The sequence below is a fragment of the Mucilaginibacter sp. genome (assembly GCF_965225845.1).
Lineage (GTDB): Bacteria > Bacteroidota > Bacteroidia > Sphingobacteriales > Sphingobacteriaceae > Mucilaginibacter.
Genome location: NZ_CBDDBL010000002.1, coordinates 1532493 through 1548677, shown reverse-complemented (window position 1 = coordinate 1548677; position 16185 = coordinate 1532493). Strand labels below are relative to the sequence as shown.

The window sequence follows — 16185 nt, the reverse complement described above, 5'->3', positions numbered from 1 at the left end:
GGAAGGGTGAGGTTAAAAACAATATTTATTTTCTTCAATTAACTTAGCTGCAATGTTTCTACGTGCTTGTGTGGTGTTAAAATCTTCGGTTTTGGTGAAACGTTTCAAACCCATCAGCATCATGCGGCGCTCATCACCATCAGCAAACGAATTTATGGCTTCCTTTCCTGCTTTAAAAATCTTCTCTGCTGCATCGTTAATATAAACCCGCATAATATCTAATTGTTCTTTACAAGCCTCTTCGCCACGGATGCCGACTAATTTTTCAACGCGTAATTGGGTTGATTCAGCTACATAAAGTTCGATCAGCATATCGGCTAAGTTCATCAATACTTCCTGCTCTTTACCTAATTGCTGCATTAATTTTTGCACGGCAGATCCGGCAACCATTAACACCGCTTTTTTAAAGCCAACAATATATTTTTTCTCTTTGGAGAATAGTGTTTCTTCGTCAGAGCCGCCAAAATCAGGGATGCTCATTAATTCGCCGGCTACTTTTTGTGCGGGGCCCATTAGGTCAAGCTCGCCTTTCATAGCTCGTTTAAGCATCATATCAACGGTAAGCATACGGTTGATCTCGTTAGTACCCTCGAAGATCCTGTTGATACGTGAATCCCTGTACGCTCTGTCCATCGGGGCTTCAGCGCTGTAACCCATCCCTCCATATATTTGCACACCTTCATCCACTACATAATCCAACGTTTCTGACGCATTTACTTTTATTATTGCAGCTTCGATGGCATATTGCTCAGTACCTTTCAGCTTTGCTTTAATTGGATCCATACCGCCTTCAATCAATTGCTCGGTAGCTTGCTCCATATTTTCGCTTGCACGGTAAGCGGCAGATTCTGATGCATAGGTTTTTATCGCTTGTTCGGCTAGTTTGTAGCGGATAGCACCATATTTGGAGATTGGCCTGCCAAATTGTTCACGCTCATTTGCATAATTTACAGCTGTGCTAATTACCTCTTTGCTTGCACCAATGGTACCGCCACCCAACTTGATACGACCAAGGTTTAATATATTAACCGCGATCTTAAAACCGTTCTGACGTTCAGATAACAGGTTTTCAACAGGCACTTTGCAATCATTGAAAAACACCTGGCGGGTAGAACTACCTTTTATACCCATTTTATGCTCTTCAGCATTTAAGGTGATCCCTTCAAAGCCTTTCTCAACGATAAAAGCGCTCAGATTTTCGTCATTATCGATCTTGGCAAAAACGGTGAATATATCTGCAAAACCAGCATTAGTGATCCACATTTTTTGTCCGTTGAGTATATAATGCTTACCATCTTCGCTTAACTTAGCACGTGATTTAGCTGAATTGGCGTCGGAGCCCGAACTTGGTTCGGTTAAGCAATATGCACCTTTCCACTCGCCACTGGCCAGTTTAGGAACGTATTTAGCTTTTTGCTCTTCGGTGCCGTAATATAATATGGGTAATGTACCGATGCCTGTATGTGCCGAAAAAGCTACAGAAAAAGAGTGACCTGCGCCTAGTTTTTCGGTAACCAACATTGATGTTTTAAAATCTTTGCCAAAGCCACCATATTCCTCAGGAATAGATATCCCTAATAAACCCAACGCGCCTGCTTCGTCCATTAAATGCGCCATAAGGCCTTCTTCCTGCTCATCAATACGTGAAAGGTTGGGGGTTACGTGCTGAACAAGAAAATTAGTACATGTTTCAGCGATCATCAATTGTTCTTCATTCCATTCTTCAGGAATAAAAACAGATTCTGCAGGGGTTTCCCTTATCAGGAACTCACCGCCTTTTATAGCTTTTACAGCTTCGGTATCATTCATAAAAAATTAATTTTAAGGATGTAATTGTATATTTAATTGACCGTGCGAAAAATATGGTAGTTTCCGCTACGATGTTAGTTTTATAATCAACGGTAAAATTATAAGGGTTGAAACGGCAATGAAAGGTTTACAATGCGGAGATATTCGTCAAAAAGTCGGAAAGAGTGATAAGTCAAAATTCAAAAGTAAAAAATCAAAGTTTCGTGAATTTATACTGACTTTTTTACTTTTAAATTTTGATTTAAATAGCTGTCGCGACCCGATAATCCGAAGGCGACATACTGGTATGATTTTTAAAATATTTGCCAAATGACGACTGATCGGGGAAATTGATCTCTTCGGCAACGCGTGCAATGCTGATGTCGTGATTCCTAAGTAATACTTTGGCTTCCAATATTACGGCGTCATCTATCCACTCTCCTGCTGTTCGGCCTGTAACTTCTTTTATGGTTTCGGTTAGATGTTTAGACGATACAAATAGCGCATCTGCATAATACTGCACATTCCGGTGTTCCTTGTAATGATGGAAAACTAATTCCTGAAATAATACATTTAATTCCTGTTTACGTGTTTGCTTACCTTTTACAATTACATGGTGACTATTATAAATAGACTCAACTTCGTAAAGGAGAGATGTTAATATGCTGCGCGATATCTCCATACGGTAAGGGTGATCTTCCCTGTCCAGCTTTTTTTTCATCAGCATATAAATATCCAACAGCATATTGATCTCATCGTGCGATGGGTAGATAACCGGCAACGACGCGCTTTTAAAATAACTAAATGACTCCAGGAAATGACTGTTGACATTATTCTCGGTAAGGAATGCTTTTGAAAACACGATAAACCTGCACAAAAAATCCTCACTACTATTGTATATCCTTAATATATGGAATGGAGTCGCCAGCAACATCGCATCAGCCTTGGCTTGATATATTTGCAGGTTCACCTCAACTTGTGCGGTGCCACGGGTACATATTCCTATAATATAGCCATCAGAACGGTATGGATATTCACTTAAACTAAGGAGCTGCTTTTCATCGGTGATGAAGAAATCCGGGCCGACCAATTTATCAGCATACAGGTCTGCAAATTTGGATAGGCTTAAGTGTGCTACCTTTTTATTCATATAGTGCAAGATATGGTTTAAAGCTGAATTTAATTAAACTGGATCAGATTTTACCATCGAAAATCATAGAACCTATTCTCCGACTTTTTGACTAATATCTCCGCATTATAACCCTTTTTTTAGTATAAAAGCAAACTAATTTTATTTCTCAAAGATAGCGAGTATGCGTACCTTGCAACCGCATCTTAAACCAATTATAACAATTATGAAGAAACTACTACTATTGGTGCTAGCACTAATGCCTGTTATTTCATTTGCACAGGGTTTCCAGGTAAACCTGGAAGGACAAAAGCAAATTGGCATGGGCCACACCGGCACCGGCTTACTACAAGATGGTGCATCCGTATTTTTTAACCCCGGCGCTGTTGCTATGCTACCTGATAACTACATTCAGGGTGGTATCAGTCCGTTATTTTTCAAATCGGATTTTAATCCACAAGGAACCAACATTCAGGATCACGTGGCTAATAAGGTTGCAACACCTTTTAACGCTTATGCCGTTTTAGGTCCTAAAAACTCCTGGTGGAAATTCGGCATGGCTGTTTACACGCCTTTTGGTGGGTTAACAGACTGGGGGAATCAATGGGAAGGAAAATATGTGTTGGAAAGCCTCAACCTAAAAGCCGTTTATTATCAACCAACATTAAGTATAAGGCTGGCTGATTTTATAAGCATAGGCGGGGGTTTTGTATATAACCGTGGTACGGTTGATCTAACCCAGGCGCTACCCTTAACCAATGCTGCAGGACAGGATGGCCAGGCAGAACTTAAAGGGTCAGGCAAAGGATATGGCTGGAACGCCGGTATTTATATTAAGACACAAGATAACATCACTATAGGTATTACACACCGTTCGCAGGTTAATACAACCATAAAAAACGGCAATGCAATCTTTACAGTTCCGGCATCATTGCAAGCACAATTTCCTCAGCCAAATACATTTACAGCAAGTATCCCGCTGCCTGCAACCAACACAATAGGTTTTGGATTTTATCCGACAGACAGGTGGACACTTGCACTGGATATAAATGAGATTAGCTGGGACACCTATAAAGTATTGGCATTTGATTATGGAACCACAACCCCGGCATTGCAAAACACTGTTGAGCAACGGGATTATAAAGACGCATATAGTTTTAGGGGTGGCGCACAGTACAAAACGCGTGGCAACGTTGCTATTCGGTTTGGTGGCGGCTATGCTACTACCGCTGTTGAGGACGGCTTTGTATCTCCTGAAGCGCCTGATGCCAACCGAGCTTTTGTTACCGGCGGTTTAGGCTATACATTCGCTAAACACTTAGATCTTGATGTGTCTTTCGAATATGAGCACGTTATGGCTCGCGATCAAACAAACATACAAACTCAGTTAGCAGGTACATTTGAAACAAATGTTTACATCCCTGGCATATCACTGGCATATCACTGGTAATTAAATTATACAGCATGAAGAACTTTAAATTATATATACTATCAGGCCTGTTATTTTTAGCAGCCTGCAAACCAGAAGTACATACTCCTAAACCATCCAGCGGTACGGCTAATTTTGGACGATATATTGCCATAGGCAACTCATTAACAGCCGGTTATTCAAATGGCGGATTATATTTAGCCGGTCAACAAAATTCATATCCCGCCATCATGGCGCAACAAATGCAGAGTGTTGGCGGTGGTGCATTTAATCAACCATTATTTACAACTGCACAAGCTAATGGTTCGGGTTATTTAAAATTAACCGGCTTTACTACAAGTGGTAGCCCTATTACTGCCAATGTAACTACTGATTTAGCTATAAGAGGTGAATACAATGTACCCGGTTTCGGTAATGTTATTTTATATACTAAATATACAGGCGATATTGAAAATTACGGTGTACCGGGCATTAAACTATTAGAAATTACTACACCACAATACGGAAATTACAACGGTTATTTTGAGCGTTTGCTTCCTGGCGATGGATCAACTTCAGTTTTAACTACTGATTACCTCGACTTTGTAACTGCCAAGCCATTCACATTCTTTTCAGACTGGCTGGGTAACAATGACGCCTTACTTTATGCAACATCTGGCGGTGCGGGTGATGTTTTAACGAATCAAACTACATTTGCTCAATTGTACGAGTTATCATTGCAAACACTCACAGCAAACGGCGCTAAAGGCGTAGTTGCGACAATACCAGATGTAACCGCAATACCTTATTTTAATACAATAACTGTCGCAGCAATTAATGCGGAGGTCAAACAATTAGCTCCTACGGCTCAAGGTATTTATATAAACGCTTTGGTATCCGGTACTACTTATGCACCTAGATTAGCTACCAGCAATGACCTGATCGTACTTACTTTCCCTACAAGTATGATCGGCACACTTGTAAGTACACCTTACGGAATGTTACCTTACGGTTTAACACAGTACTCACCTGTTGATAACCAATACGTGCTTGATGCTAATGAGGTTGCGTTAACACGCAATTACGTACAATCATATAATGCAACCATTACAAGCCAGGCTAATGCGCGCGGTTTAGCGGTATTTGATGCTTATACCTACCTAAATAACATTAAATTAAATGGTTTGGAAGTTGACGGTATAAGTTTAACGTCATCATACATCACAGGTGGCTTATTCTCCTTAGATGGTGTTCACCTTACCCCTCGTGGTTATGCTATTATTGCTAACCAGTTTATACTGGCAATCAACAATAAATACGGTTCAAATATCCCGCTTGCTAACGTAGCAAGTTATCCGGGCTTACAATTTCCATAATATTTGCTGAAAAGTTAGTGCATATAATGTATGCATTAACTTTTTTTAAAACAAAACAAATACCGATTTGGTTTTTGGTATAAAAATGCTTTACTTTTGTAACATCAAACATTTTAACCATGAGCCGTGAACTAACAGAATTTTCCACCCGGATTGACGAACAATTCGAGATCATTATTAAAAGCAGGATCAGCTTTTGGGAATATGTATTAGTAATGTTTAGAATTATTGAATAAACTACAGACTACTAATACTCTGTTTAGGAAACTTATTTTCAATCGCATATCTATTTTTTAAAAATTCAATCCTGCTAACAGCAGGATTTTTAATTTATAACCTGTCATCAATCCGCACTTAAACGTTTAAGTAGAAATATGAGGTGAATAACTTTCGTATTATCTAACATCGTTGTACAATTGCATGGCTTAAATTATAATTCCATTGAAAGTATTACACAGTGTACACCCGGATGATTTTAAAGACTATCAAACTGCTAAAATTCGCGAGCGCTTTTTGATAGAAAACCAAGTACAACCAGACCAGATCAATTGTATCTATACACACTATGACAGAATGATCGTTGGTTTTGCTAATCCTGTAACTGCTGAACTGGATCTACCCAATTATTCTAACCTTCGTGCCGGATACTTTTTGGAACGGCGGGAAATAGGTATTATCAACGTAGCGGGCGATGGGTTAGTAAATGTTGATGGTAAAATATATGAACTTAATAAACTTGATTGCCTTTACATTGGCAATGGCGCCAAAAATATAAAGTTTTCAAGCCAAAAATCGGACAACACGGCTGTTTTTTATATGCTCTCCGCCCCTGCTCATACAACTTATCCAACCACGTTGTTATCTAATGCAGACGCGGTTAAGGTTACATTAGGATCCCCGGCAACAGCAAATTTTCGAACTATCAATAAATATATTCACCTGGAGGGTATACAAAGCTGCCAGTTAGTAATGGGTTTAACCATTTTGCATGATGGAAGCGTTTGGAATACCATGCCGCCGCATGTACATGACAGGCGAATGGAGGCCTACTTTTATTTTGATGTACCGGATGGCCAAAAGATATTTCATTATATGGGCGAAGGTGAAGAAACCCGACATATCACCATGGATAATTATGATGCAGTTGTATCTCCTCCATGGAGCATACACGCAGGTAGTGGTACAGCAAGCTACAGCTTTATTTGGGGCATGGCTGGTGAGAATTTAGATTATACGGACATGGATCCTATAGCCATAACTAATATTAGGTAATATAAATTCATAAGAAATTGGAAGATCAGTTTTCATTAGCCGGAAAGGTAATTGTTGTAACCGGCGGTACAGGCATACTAGGAAATTCGTTTGTTAACGGCATTGTTGCTGCCGGCGGCGCGGTCGCTATTTTAGGAAGAAATAAAGCGGTCGCCGAAGAACGTACTGAAGCTATCAATAAAAATGGCGGTAAAGCAATCGCTTTAATAGCCGATGTATTAAATGAAAATGAGCTTGAACAAGCTAAAATTAAGTTGTTGGATACTTTCGGCAGACTTGACGGCTTGGTAAACGGTGCCGGTGGCAATATGCCCGAAGGTGTACTTCAAAATGAAGATGATATATTTAAAATGAATATTGCAGGTATGAAAAGCGTGATGGATGTTAATACCTGGGGCACGATAATCCCGACACAGGTTTTTGGCGAAGCCATTGCTCAAACAGGCAATGGAAGCATTGTAAATATCTCCTCAATGAATTCAAAACGGGCCATAACCAAGGTTTTGGGATATAATATGGGAAAGGCTGCTGTTGATTGTTATAATCAATGGTTCGCGGTTGAAATGGCTAACCGCTATGGTGATGCCATCCGCGTGAACGCGCTTGCACCAGGCTTTTTTTTGACTGAGCAAAATCGCAATTTGCTAACGAAACCAGATGGCGGCTATACGCCGCGCGGCGAGCTGGTGATCAACCAAACCCCATTTAAACGTTTTGGTAACCCCGACGAATTGATCGGCGCTTTAGTGTGGTTACTGAGCGATGCCTCGAAATTTGTTACCGGATCAATGATTTGTGTTGATGGAGGCTTCTCGATTTTTGGTGGTGTATAACTAACTCCGTTAAATATTGTAAGTCTCTATTTGATCAGCAATCAGGTTGAGCAATTTTTCTTTTTCAATGCCCGGATTCTTACAAATTTGCAAATGTTTGTGCGGCCCCGGTTCAAAGCTGGCAATGAATGTACCCTGCTTATAAATCTCGAATTTGCACTGCTCGCCTTCATGGTGCATGTAATCCCTCACCTCAAAATGGTGGTTCTCATTTTTATAGCTAACCGATATTTCAAATAGTTCCATAATCCAATTGGTATACTATTCAAACCAAACTATGGCCTTATTGTTGTATTTGTAATTAAAATACACAATTATGGACTATAGTTACATTTCAGGAACCTTTGACAGGTTCTACATCAGCCTAAAGGAAAACTTTGAAGTTGAATATTGGATGAACAAATTAGGTGTAAACCGGGAAGTTCTTCAGGAAGCAGTTGCTACCGTTGGAAATTCTGCAGACGCGGTTGAGAAATATTTAAAATAGTAAAATATGAGCCTGATTAAATACGTCAAAAAGCGGGATTTTACAAAAACTGCCGAACCCAAAGCCGGCCTGAGTAAAGATAAGGGTCATTTAATGTTTGTGATTCAAAAGCATGATGCATCGCACCTGCATTATGATTTCAGGCTGGAAATGGATGGCGTATTAAAAAGCTGGGCTGTACCCAAAGGCCCATCTACCGACCCAAAAACTAAACGTTTGGCTATGATGGTTGAAGATCATCCATTTGATTATCGTAATTTCGAAGGAATCATTCCGCAAGGTCAATATGGAGGCGGTACTGTAATAGTTTGGGACGAGGGTACCTATGAACCTATTGAAGAAATAAAAGGCAAGAAAGCCCAGGAAAAACATCTGTTAGCTCAATTAAAAGCAGGCTCATTAAAGATCAAGCTACACGGCGAAAAATTACAGGGCGAGTTTGCTTTAGTTAAAACCCATGGCATGGGCGAAAATGGCTGGCTGCTCATCAAGCACAACGATCAGTTTGCAAGTACCGATGATATAACAAAAGAAGATCAATCGGTATTATCGGGAAAAACTATCGAAACGATGGAAAAAAGCGGCGATAAAGTTTGGCAGCATGGCCACGAGGAAGATGTGAAAGGGCCTGCAACGAAAGGTAGTAAAAAAAAAGCCCAGGCAAAACCGGCTGAGGAAATGGTGGCTGAAAAGCTGGCCGAGGGACAGGTGGATACGGATATAGATGTTGCTGCTATTTTAAGATCAGCGCCTAAAGCAGCTATCCCAAAAAATATCCAGCCGATGAAGGCTACTTTGGTTGATGAAGCCTTTGATGACCCAAACTGGTTATACGAAGTAAAATGGGATGGATACCGTGCTGTTGCCACCATTAATAAGGGCGAGGTTGAACTCATTTCGCGTAATAATAAAACCTTTAACGATAAGTTTTACTCCATACACAGGCTGATGCAAAAATGGAGTATCAACGCTGTGCTTGATGGTGAGATACTGGTTTTGAATGACAAAGGGGTATCCGATTTTGGTGCCTTGCAAAACTGGCGCAGCGAAGCTGATGGAGAGCTGGTTTATTATGTATTCGATATTCTTTGGTATGATGGCAAAAATCTGATAGATCTTCCATTGATCCAGCGGCAAGCGATCCTGAAGGAAATATTACCAACCGATAACGACCACATCCGCCAAAGTAAGGTATTCAGCGCAAGTGGAGTTGACTTTTTTGATGCTGCACAGCGCATGGGACTCGAAGGTATCATCGCTAAAAAAGCAGATAGTACCTATACTGCTGACCTCCGTTCGCGTGAGTGGCTCAAAATAAAAGTACATCAGCGCCAGGAAGTCATCATCGCCGGCTTTACAAAAAACGATGGTACCAATAAACAATTCAGCGCCTTGGTTTTGGCTGTTTATGACAAAGGTGAATTAAGGTATGTGGGCAAAGTAGGAACCGGGTTTAATGATAAGGTTCAAAAAGAAATGATGGCACAGTTTAAATCGCTCATCACTGCAAAAAGCCCTTTTGATGTGGAGCCTGACGTTGACAAGCCGTCACGTTTCCGCCCTAAACGCATGGGTGCTAAACCAACCTGGTTAAAACCTGAATTAGTATGCGAGGTAGCTTATGCCGAAGTTACCAGTGATGGTGTATTTCGCCAGGCATCGTTTAAAGGAATGCGTATAGACAAAAAAGCGAAAGACATTGTGTTAGAAATACCTAAAGAGACCCATGAAACGGTTGAAAACCTTGATGAAAAACCGGCAGCAATGGAAACACATACACATGCGGTAACACCGTTAAAAGATAAAGAACGCAAAACCTTGTTAAACCCGACGGATGAAACCCAGGTACGCAAAATATGCGGGCACGATATAAAATTCACCCATTTAAGTAAGGTTTATTGGCCGGAGGATAATGTGACCAAGCGCGATATGTTTAACTACTATTACCAGGTTGCAGAATATATTTTACCTTATTTAAAGGATAGGCCAATGTCGCTTAACCGTTTTCCTAATGGCATACACGGTTCAAGCTTCTACCAAAAAGATATTAAGGGCAAAGCACCTGATTGGATCAATAAAACCTTTCCCTACACAACCAGCGATGGTGAACATAAAGAATATTTGGTAGGCTCTGATGAATCCTATTTGTTGTGGATGGCATCATTGGGCTGTATTGAAATGAACCCTTGGTTCAGCCGTTATAAAACACCCGATAACCCCGATTATTGTGTCATAGATCTCGACCCGGATAAAAATACTTTCGACCAGGTAGTGGAAGCTGCTTTAGAAGTTAAAAAGGTGCTGGATGCGGTTGGTGTCCCATCGTACCCAAAAACATCCGGCTCAACAGGAATGCATATTTATATCCCGCTGGACGCGAAGTACACTTATGACCAATCACAGATGTTTGCTAAAATAGTAGTGCAGTTGGTGCACAAACAAATACCGGACTATACCAGTTTGGAACGTATGGTTGCCAACAGAAAAGGCAAAATGTATTTGGATTTTTTGCAGAACCGCCCCGGCGCTACCATTGCAGGCCCTTACTCGCTTCGCCCAAAAGTTGGCGCTACAGTATCAATGCCATTAGCCTGGGATGAAGTAAAGCCCGGCTTAACCATGAAGGATTTTACCATATTCAATTCTATCGATAGGTTAAAGGAAACCGGAGATCTGTTTAAGGGAGTTTTAGGTAAAGGCATCGACCTTGAAAAAACAATTAAAAAAGCTCAAAGTATATTTGGTTAAAATTCACCACGTTCGGGATTTTTAATATCAGGCAAAAACATAAATATGCAATAAATGTTGGTAGAAGTTTACGCTGATACCCTATGTTTGAAATTTATACTAAATGAGCAGCTCCCTATCCTTAAACACTGACCAGATATTAGAAGTACTGTCACTTTCTAAAAACGCGACCGCAATTTATGTTGGTGAGGATATTGTAATTCAATCAGCTAATGAATCTATGATTTCACTCTGGGGGAAAGATAAAAATGTAATAGGAAAGCCGATTGAAGAAGCATTACCTGAACTTAAAGGACAGCCATTCAAAAAAATACTTCAGGATGTATTGAAAACAGGCATAACCAGTATTGGGGAAAGCATTCCTGCTACTTTAATGATCGATGGGACACTTCAAACCTCGTATTATGATTATGAATATTGTGCTATAAAAAATGAGGCGGGTCTAACCTACTGTATTTTACACACAGCAAGCGATGTTACAGAAAGGGAGCTTAATCGCATTGCATTACAAAAAGCCAAAGAAATAGAAACCGCGCAAACCAAAGCATTAATAGAAAGTGACAGAAATTTACGCAGTTTTATATTACAAGCGCCGGTAGCAATTGCACTTTTTAAAGGGCCGGATTACATTGTTGAGATTGCAAACAACAAGGCATTAGAGTTATGGGGGCGCGAACTTGATGAAGTAATAAATAAGCCGATATTAGAAACCATGCCCGAATTACGCTCACAGGGCGTTAAGGAATTATTAGATCACGTTTATCAAACCGGCGAAACGTTTTCGGCTACAGAACTACCTGTGAAGATTTTAAGAGATGGAAAACTAATAGACGCTTATATAAATTTTGTTTATGAGGCCCAGTATGATGCCGAAGGAAATATTAATGGACTAATAACCATTGGTACTGAGGTTACTGAACAAGTGCTTTCACGAAAAAAAATAGAAGATAGCAAAGCCTCGTTGTTAGCAAGTGAACAAAGGCTTTACCAGATCATTAGTCAGTTGCCTGCACCTATTGTTGTTTTAAGCGGACCTAACCAAGTGGTTGAAACCACCAATAATTCCTTACTTTCTTTCTGGAATAGAACCAAAGATGAGGTGTTGGGTAAACCAATGCTGGAGATATTTCCTGAATTGAGCAATCAGCCTTTCCCTGCACAATGGAAACATGTTTATGAAACCGGTGAAACAATTACTAACAGGGAGCGACCAGTTACGTTCAAAACAAAAGATGGTGGCGAACGGCTTTTTTATGTTGATTATTATTACCAGCCATTAACTGATATACATGGTAAACCGGTAAGTGTACTGGCAACTGTGATAGATGTAACCGACAAGGTAGAGTCGCGCAATTTACTGGAAGATAGTGCGGATGCATTACAAGCCATAAACGAAGAGTTAGCAGCATCTAATGAGGAGCTTGCCAATATTAACAAAGCGTTGGATAAAAGTCAAAGTGAACTGGAGCAAACACTTAACGAATTAAAAAAAGCGCAGGACGTATTGCTTTTAGCGATTGAAGCATCGGATATGTCAACCTGGACGGCTGACCTTAAAACTGACGAGTTAATTGTTGACGATAAAGCACGCGAAATACATGGCATCCCAAAAGGTGAAAAGGTAACGCTTGCAGAATCCTTATCACGAATTGATCCCGAATATAAAGATCGTATAACTACCGCTATTGGCAATGCGGTAGCTAATAACCAACCGTTTAAAGTAGAATACATATTTAACCCAATAGATGGCGGTAGCCAAAAATGGCTAAAATCTATGGGGAAGGCGTATTACGATGTTGAAGGCAACCCATTATATATTACGGGAACTATTCTTGATATCACCGAGCAGAAAAGTGATGAACAGCGCAAAAACGATTTCATTGGCATGGTTAGCCATGAGTTAAAAACGCCTCTCACGTCCTTAACAGCAATTGTTCAGGTTATGGATATGAAGTTAAAAAACAGTAATGATGTATTCATGTCCGGTGCTATGGGTAAAGCAAGTATCCAGGTAAAGAAAATGAGTAATATGATCAATGGCTTCCTCAATATTTCAAGATTGGAGTCGGGTAAAATACTCATCGAGAAACAGGTGTTTGAGATAGATGGCCTTATCAGGGAAGTAATCGATGAAATTCAGTTGACTGCATTTACGCATGATATAATCTTAAGTTCTTGTCCGCCGATTAAGGTAAATGCAGATCGTGATAAAATAGGTTCGGTTATATCTAACTTGCTTACCAATGCCATAAAATATTCTCCAAAGGCGCTGCAAATTATTGTTGATTGTAAGAAAATAGATGAAAATAACGTGCGGGTAAGCGTAAAAGATGAAGGCATGGGTATTAAACCTGAAGACATCGATAAATTATTTGACCGATATTATAGGGTTGAGAATAAACAAACCACAAACATTTCCGGCTTTGGTATTGGTTTATATCTGAGTGCAGAGATCATCCATCGCCACAATGGCAAAATCTGGGCTGAAAGCGAAGTAGGAAAAGGTTCAACTTTTTATTTTACGCTGCCATTATAGATGGATTCAAAAGCTAAATTTTATGGTGGAACCAGCGGATTGCAATTGCCGATCCCTAAACGGGATTTCCCACCTGCATTGGCCGATAAAAGCAGGATATATTATTGTTCAACCATCCTAAACAGTTTAGAGGTAAACAGCTCATTTTATAAGATTCCGTTGGCTTCTACAGTTACCAAATGGGCTAACGATGTTATAGGCGATTTCAGATTTACATTTAAGTTATGGCGCGATATAACTCATAACAAAAGCCTTGAGTTTAAGCACGAGGACGTTGAAAAATTTATGAATGTAATTCAAATTCCCAATAATCGCAAAGGATGTTTGCTTGTTCAGTTCCCACCCGGCCTCACTGTTAATTATAAACATCAACTCGAACTATTATTGAACACGATTAAATCATATGATAAAAATAGTTGGCCTACAGCTTTGGAGTTTCGACATAAGTCGTGGTACCAGGATGATATTTATGAACTAATTGAAAAGCACCGGGCAACTTTAGTAATTCATGATATGCCAGCCTCCGCGTCGCCGCTTGATTCTATTAATGATAGATTAGTTTATTTACGTTTCCACGGTCCCGATGGAAAATACAAAGGTTCTTATTCGGATGAGTTTTTAGCTGAATATGCCACATACATCAATGATTGGCTTGCTGATGGTAAAAGTGTTTATACCTATTTCAATAATACAATGGGTAAAGCGCTCCAAAACCTGATGACGTTAAAGTCATTAATCGATAATCCATAAAAACGTAAAAGCCAGCAGAGCATATCTACCGGCTTTTACGTTTAAAGACAATTGCGTTTTATCGCTTCCCCAAATTACTTACCGCTTGAGTGGCCACCCGAGTGGGAGGCTTTACCACCTTTGCTGGCTATATTGCGCTGTTTATTCACATCCATGTTTGCAAAATTGCTTGAATTGTTGCCACTGTTAGATTTGCTTGTGTTACCATGGTTTGACTTGCTGTCGTTTACTGAATGGTTTTTTTGAGTAGTTGCCATTTTCGTAAATTTATGGTTTAATAATCTGTTAACTATTCTTTTCTTGTAATATTCGTACCGAATATTTATCATATCATTAACAATCCTGACTTACAGAAACTTACAAAATTTAAATAATAATTAAATAAAGGGGCAAAATTTTCGCTTATGTAAATTCCGTCCCTAAACATGAACAACATTGTACACTATAGTAAACCTGTGTTTAAACGTGGATTACATTCAAAAACTTTCAACTATTAAGTAATAATCTCTAATATGTCTTAACCTTAATTATTATTTATCCGTATAAGCAATAAATACATTATAACATGACCTCATTAAATAACTTATTTACTGCAATACTTAAAGCTGTGTGTGCTCCTGCTAATAATGGTGGCTTATTTAAAAAAGTTAAAAAAGCACCATTTAACCCCAAAATTACTTTAGGATTTAATTTTTAAAACTTAAAAATTTCCAACTCCTATTTGTTGAATTACGGATATTTTCTAACCCCGTTTTAATCTCGGGCTCAAAATTTGTAACTTTGTGCCATGTTTAGGGTTAGCGAGTTGTATACATATCCTATAAAATCATTAGGCGGGGTTTCTCTTAAAACCGCTGAAGTAACTGAAAAAGGAATAAAATATGACCGGCGATGGATGCTGGTTGACGAGCAGTTTCGTTTTCTATCTCAACGGGAAGTTCCAAAAATGGCTCAACTTAAAGTCGAGATCGTTGCGAACGGCTTATTTATAACTGATACCATAACGTCAAAAAACCTGCTCGTACCCTTTCAGCCGTTAACCAGTGTAGAATGTACCGTTACCATATGGGGAGAACCTTGTACAGCAGTTTATGTTGGTACTAAAGCTAACAAATGGTTTAGCGAGGCTCTCGGTATAAAATGCCGCCTGGTATATATGCCTGATTCTACAAAGCGTAAAGTTGATGAAAATCACGCGCCTCCCGGCTTTGTCAATTCCTTTGCTGATGGTTATCCGTTTTTAATCGTAGGCCAGGCATCATTGGATGACCTCAATTCTCGATTATCCGAAAAGTTACCTATGAACAGGTTTCGCCCAAACATCGTATTTACCGGTGGAGAACCCTTCGAAGAAGATAAGATTGACAATTTAATTATTGATCATATCAATTTTTATGGCGTAAAACTTTGTGCAAGATGTGTTATAACTACCATCGACCAGGAAAATATCAGAAAGTATAAAGAACCACTAAAAACACTCTCCAAATACCGCCGCAAGGGGAATGATGTTTTTTTCGGACAAAATCTTATTCACAAAGGTTCAGGCACAATCTCAGTTGGTGATGAACTAAAGGTTTTGAGTTATCATAACGCTGAAGACTTCATTATTTAATATAGATTATTGTTAATCCATCTGAATGTCAAAAACAAATTATTTCCCCTAAAAACTACTATTTCTGTATACAATGTGTATATTTGACCTAATGATACGAGTTTTTATAACTGGCCTAAATAAAATGAATTATTGTATGTGCAGTATCTGTATCTGATCTATAGAGGAAAAATTAGCTTATTCATAAACGTAAATGCCTCTTTAGTTAAAGCCAAAGAGGCGTTTTTATAATATATAAATTTACAA

14 protein-coding genes are annotated in these 16185 nt (G+C 39.3%); 10 read left to right on the top strand and 4 right to left on the bottom strand.

Going from position 1 to position 16185, the window contains the following annotated elements:
- Positions 1 to 12: 12 nt before the first annotated feature.
- A complete protein-coding gene (locus ACYZ0U_RS10795; RefSeq protein ID WP_461452103.1) occupies positions 13 to 1809 on the bottom strand; it encodes an acyl-CoA dehydrogenase family protein in 1797 nt (598 codons plus the stop codon).
- Positions 1810 to 2050: 241 nt separating this feature from the next.
- Positions 2051 to 2938, bottom strand: a complete 888-nt coding sequence (locus ACYZ0U_RS10790; RefSeq protein ID WP_461452101.1) for an AraC family transcriptional regulator — start codon at positions 2936 to 2938, stop codon at positions 2051 to 2053.
- Between the two features lie 205 nt (positions 2939 to 3143).
- On the opposite strand from ACYZ0U_RS10790, the gene ACYZ0U_RS10785 reads away from it, so the two are divergent.
- From ACYZ0U_RS10785 to ACYZ0U_RS10770, 4 genes are all read left to right on the top strand, one after another.
- Positions 3144 to 4367 carry an OmpP1/FadL family transporter gene (locus ACYZ0U_RS10785; protein WP_461452099.1) on the top strand — a complete coding sequence of 408 codons (1224 nt, stop codon included), beginning with the start codon at positions 3144 to 3146 and terminating at the stop codon, positions 4365 to 4367.
- 14 nt (positions 4368 to 4381) lie between these two features.
- On the top strand, positions 4382 to 5701 hold the full coding sequence (locus ACYZ0U_RS10780; protein ID WP_461452097.1) for an SGNH/GDSL hydrolase family protein: 1320 nt from the start codon (positions 4382 to 4384) through the stop codon (positions 5699 to 5701).
- A gap of 441 nt (positions 5702 to 6142) precedes the next feature.
- Positions 6143 to 6973, top strand: a complete 831-nt coding sequence (gene kduI, locus ACYZ0U_RS10775; RefSeq protein ID WP_461452096.1) for a 5-dehydro-4-deoxy-D-glucuronate isomerase — start codon at positions 6143 to 6145, stop codon at positions 6971 to 6973.
- A 17-nt stretch (positions 6974 to 6990) separates the two neighbouring features.
- Positions 6991 to 7806 (top strand): SDR family oxidoreductase, encoded by an 816-nt coding sequence (locus ACYZ0U_RS10770; RefSeq protein WP_461452095.1) that lies wholly within the window; start codon positions 6991 to 6993, stop codon positions 7804 to 7806.
- 9 nt (positions 7807 to 7815) lie between these two features.
- Here the strand turns inward: ACYZ0U_RS10770 and ACYZ0U_RS10765 are convergent, their stop codons facing one another.
- Positions 7816 to 8052 (bottom strand): hypothetical protein, encoded by a 237-nt coding sequence (locus tag ACYZ0U_RS10765; RefSeq protein WP_461452094.1) that lies wholly within the window; start codon positions 8050 to 8052, stop codon positions 7816 to 7818.
- A gap of 70 nt (positions 8053 to 8122) precedes the next feature.
- On the opposite strand from ACYZ0U_RS10765, the gene ACYZ0U_RS10760 reads away from it, so the two are divergent.
- From ACYZ0U_RS10760 to ACYZ0U_RS10745, 4 genes are all read left to right on the top strand, one after another.
- The gene (locus ACYZ0U_RS10760; protein ID WP_461452093.1) at positions 8123 to 8293 is read left to right on the top strand and encodes a DUF3606 domain-containing protein; all 171 of its coding nucleotides are present in this window, start codon (positions 8123 to 8125) and stop codon (positions 8291 to 8293) included.
- 6 nt (positions 8294 to 8299) lie between these two features.
- Positions 8300 to 11041: a DNA ligase D gene (gene ligD / locus ACYZ0U_RS10755; protein WP_461452092.1), complete on the top strand. Its 2742-nt coding sequence runs from the start codon at positions 8300 to 8302 to the stop codon at positions 11039 to 11041.
- Positions 11042 to 11144: 103 nt separating this feature from the next.
- Complete coding sequence (locus tag ACYZ0U_RS10750) at positions 11145 to 13577, top strand: PAS domain-containing protein (RefSeq protein WP_461452091.1); 2433 nt, start codon at positions 11145 to 11147, stop codon at positions 13575 to 13577.
- Positions 13578 to 14327 (top strand): DUF72 domain-containing protein, encoded by a 750-nt coding sequence (locus ACYZ0U_RS10745; protein ID WP_461452090.1) that lies wholly within the window; start codon positions 13578 to 13580, stop codon positions 14325 to 14327. It begins immediately after the preceding gene.
- 74 nt (positions 14328 to 14401) lie between these two features.
- On the opposite strand, the gene ACYZ0U_RS10740 is transcribed toward ACYZ0U_RS10745, so the two are convergent.
- Positions 14402 to 14584: a KGG domain-containing protein gene (locus ACYZ0U_RS10740; RefSeq protein WP_461452089.1), complete on the bottom strand. Its 183-nt coding sequence runs from the start codon at positions 14582 to 14584 to the stop codon at positions 14402 to 14404.
- 308 nt (positions 14585 to 14892) lie between these two features.
- Here ACYZ0U_RS10740 and ACYZ0U_RS10735 point away from each other — a divergent pair, with 308 nt between their 5' ends.
- A complete protein-coding gene (locus ACYZ0U_RS10735; RefSeq protein ID WP_461452088.1) occupies positions 14893 to 15024 on the top strand; it encodes a hypothetical protein in 132 nt (43 codons plus the stop codon).
- Positions 15025 to 15114: 90 nt separating this feature from the next.
- A complete protein-coding gene (locus tag ACYZ0U_RS10730) occupies positions 15115 to 15939 on the top strand; it encodes an MOSC domain-containing protein (RefSeq protein WP_461452087.1) in 825 nt (274 codons plus the stop codon).
- Positions 15940 to 16185 lie beyond the last annotated feature (246 nt).

What these genes read in the sequence shown, in the direction of transcription:
- ACYZ0U_RS10735 (WP_461452088.1), top strand. Translation starts at nt 14,893, where the DNA reads ATGACCTCATTAAATAACTTATTTACTGCAATACTTAAAGCTGTGTGT.
- ACYZ0U_RS10765 (WP_461452094.1), bottom strand. Translation starts at nt 8,052, where the DNA reads ATGGAACTATTTGAAATATCGGTTAGCTATAAAAATGAGAACCACCAT.
- ACYZ0U_RS10745 (WP_461452090.1), top strand. Translation starts at nt 13,578, where the DNA reads ATGGATTCAAAAGCTAAATTTTATGGTGGAACCAGCGGATTGCAATTG.
- ACYZ0U_RS10785 (WP_461452099.1), top strand. Translation starts at nt 3,144, where the DNA reads ATGAAGAAACTACTACTATTGGTGCTAGCACTAATGCCTGTTATTTCA.
- ligD (WP_461452092.1), top strand. Translation starts at nt 8,300, where the DNA reads ATGAGCCTGATTAAATACGTCAAAAAGCGGGATTTTACAAAAACTGCC.
- ACYZ0U_RS10795 (WP_461452103.1), bottom strand. Translation starts at nt 1,809, where the DNA reads ATGAATGATACCGAAGCTGTAAAAGCTATAAAAGGCGGTGAGTTCCTG.
- ACYZ0U_RS10760 (WP_461452093.1), top strand. Translation starts at nt 8,123, where the DNA reads ATGGACTATAGTTACATTTCAGGAACCTTTGACAGGTTCTACATCAGC.
- ACYZ0U_RS10740 (WP_461452089.1), bottom strand. Translation starts at nt 14,584, where the DNA reads ATGGCAACTACTCAAAAAAACCATTCAGTAAACGACAGCAAGTCAAAC.
- ACYZ0U_RS10730 (WP_461452087.1), top strand. Translation starts at nt 15,115, where the DNA reads ATGTTTAGGGTTAGCGAGTTGTATACATATCCTATAAAATCATTAGGC.
- ACYZ0U_RS10780 (WP_461452097.1), top strand. Translation starts at nt 4,382, where the DNA reads ATGAAGAACTTTAAATTATATATACTATCAGGCCTGTTATTTTTAGCA.
- ACYZ0U_RS10750 (WP_461452091.1), top strand. Translation starts at nt 11,145, where the DNA reads ATGAGCAGCTCCCTATCCTTAAACACTGACCAGATATTAGAAGTACTG.
- ACYZ0U_RS10790 (WP_461452101.1), bottom strand. Translation starts at nt 2,938, where the DNA reads ATGAATAAAAAGGTAGCACACTTAAGCCTATCCAAATTTGCAGACCTG.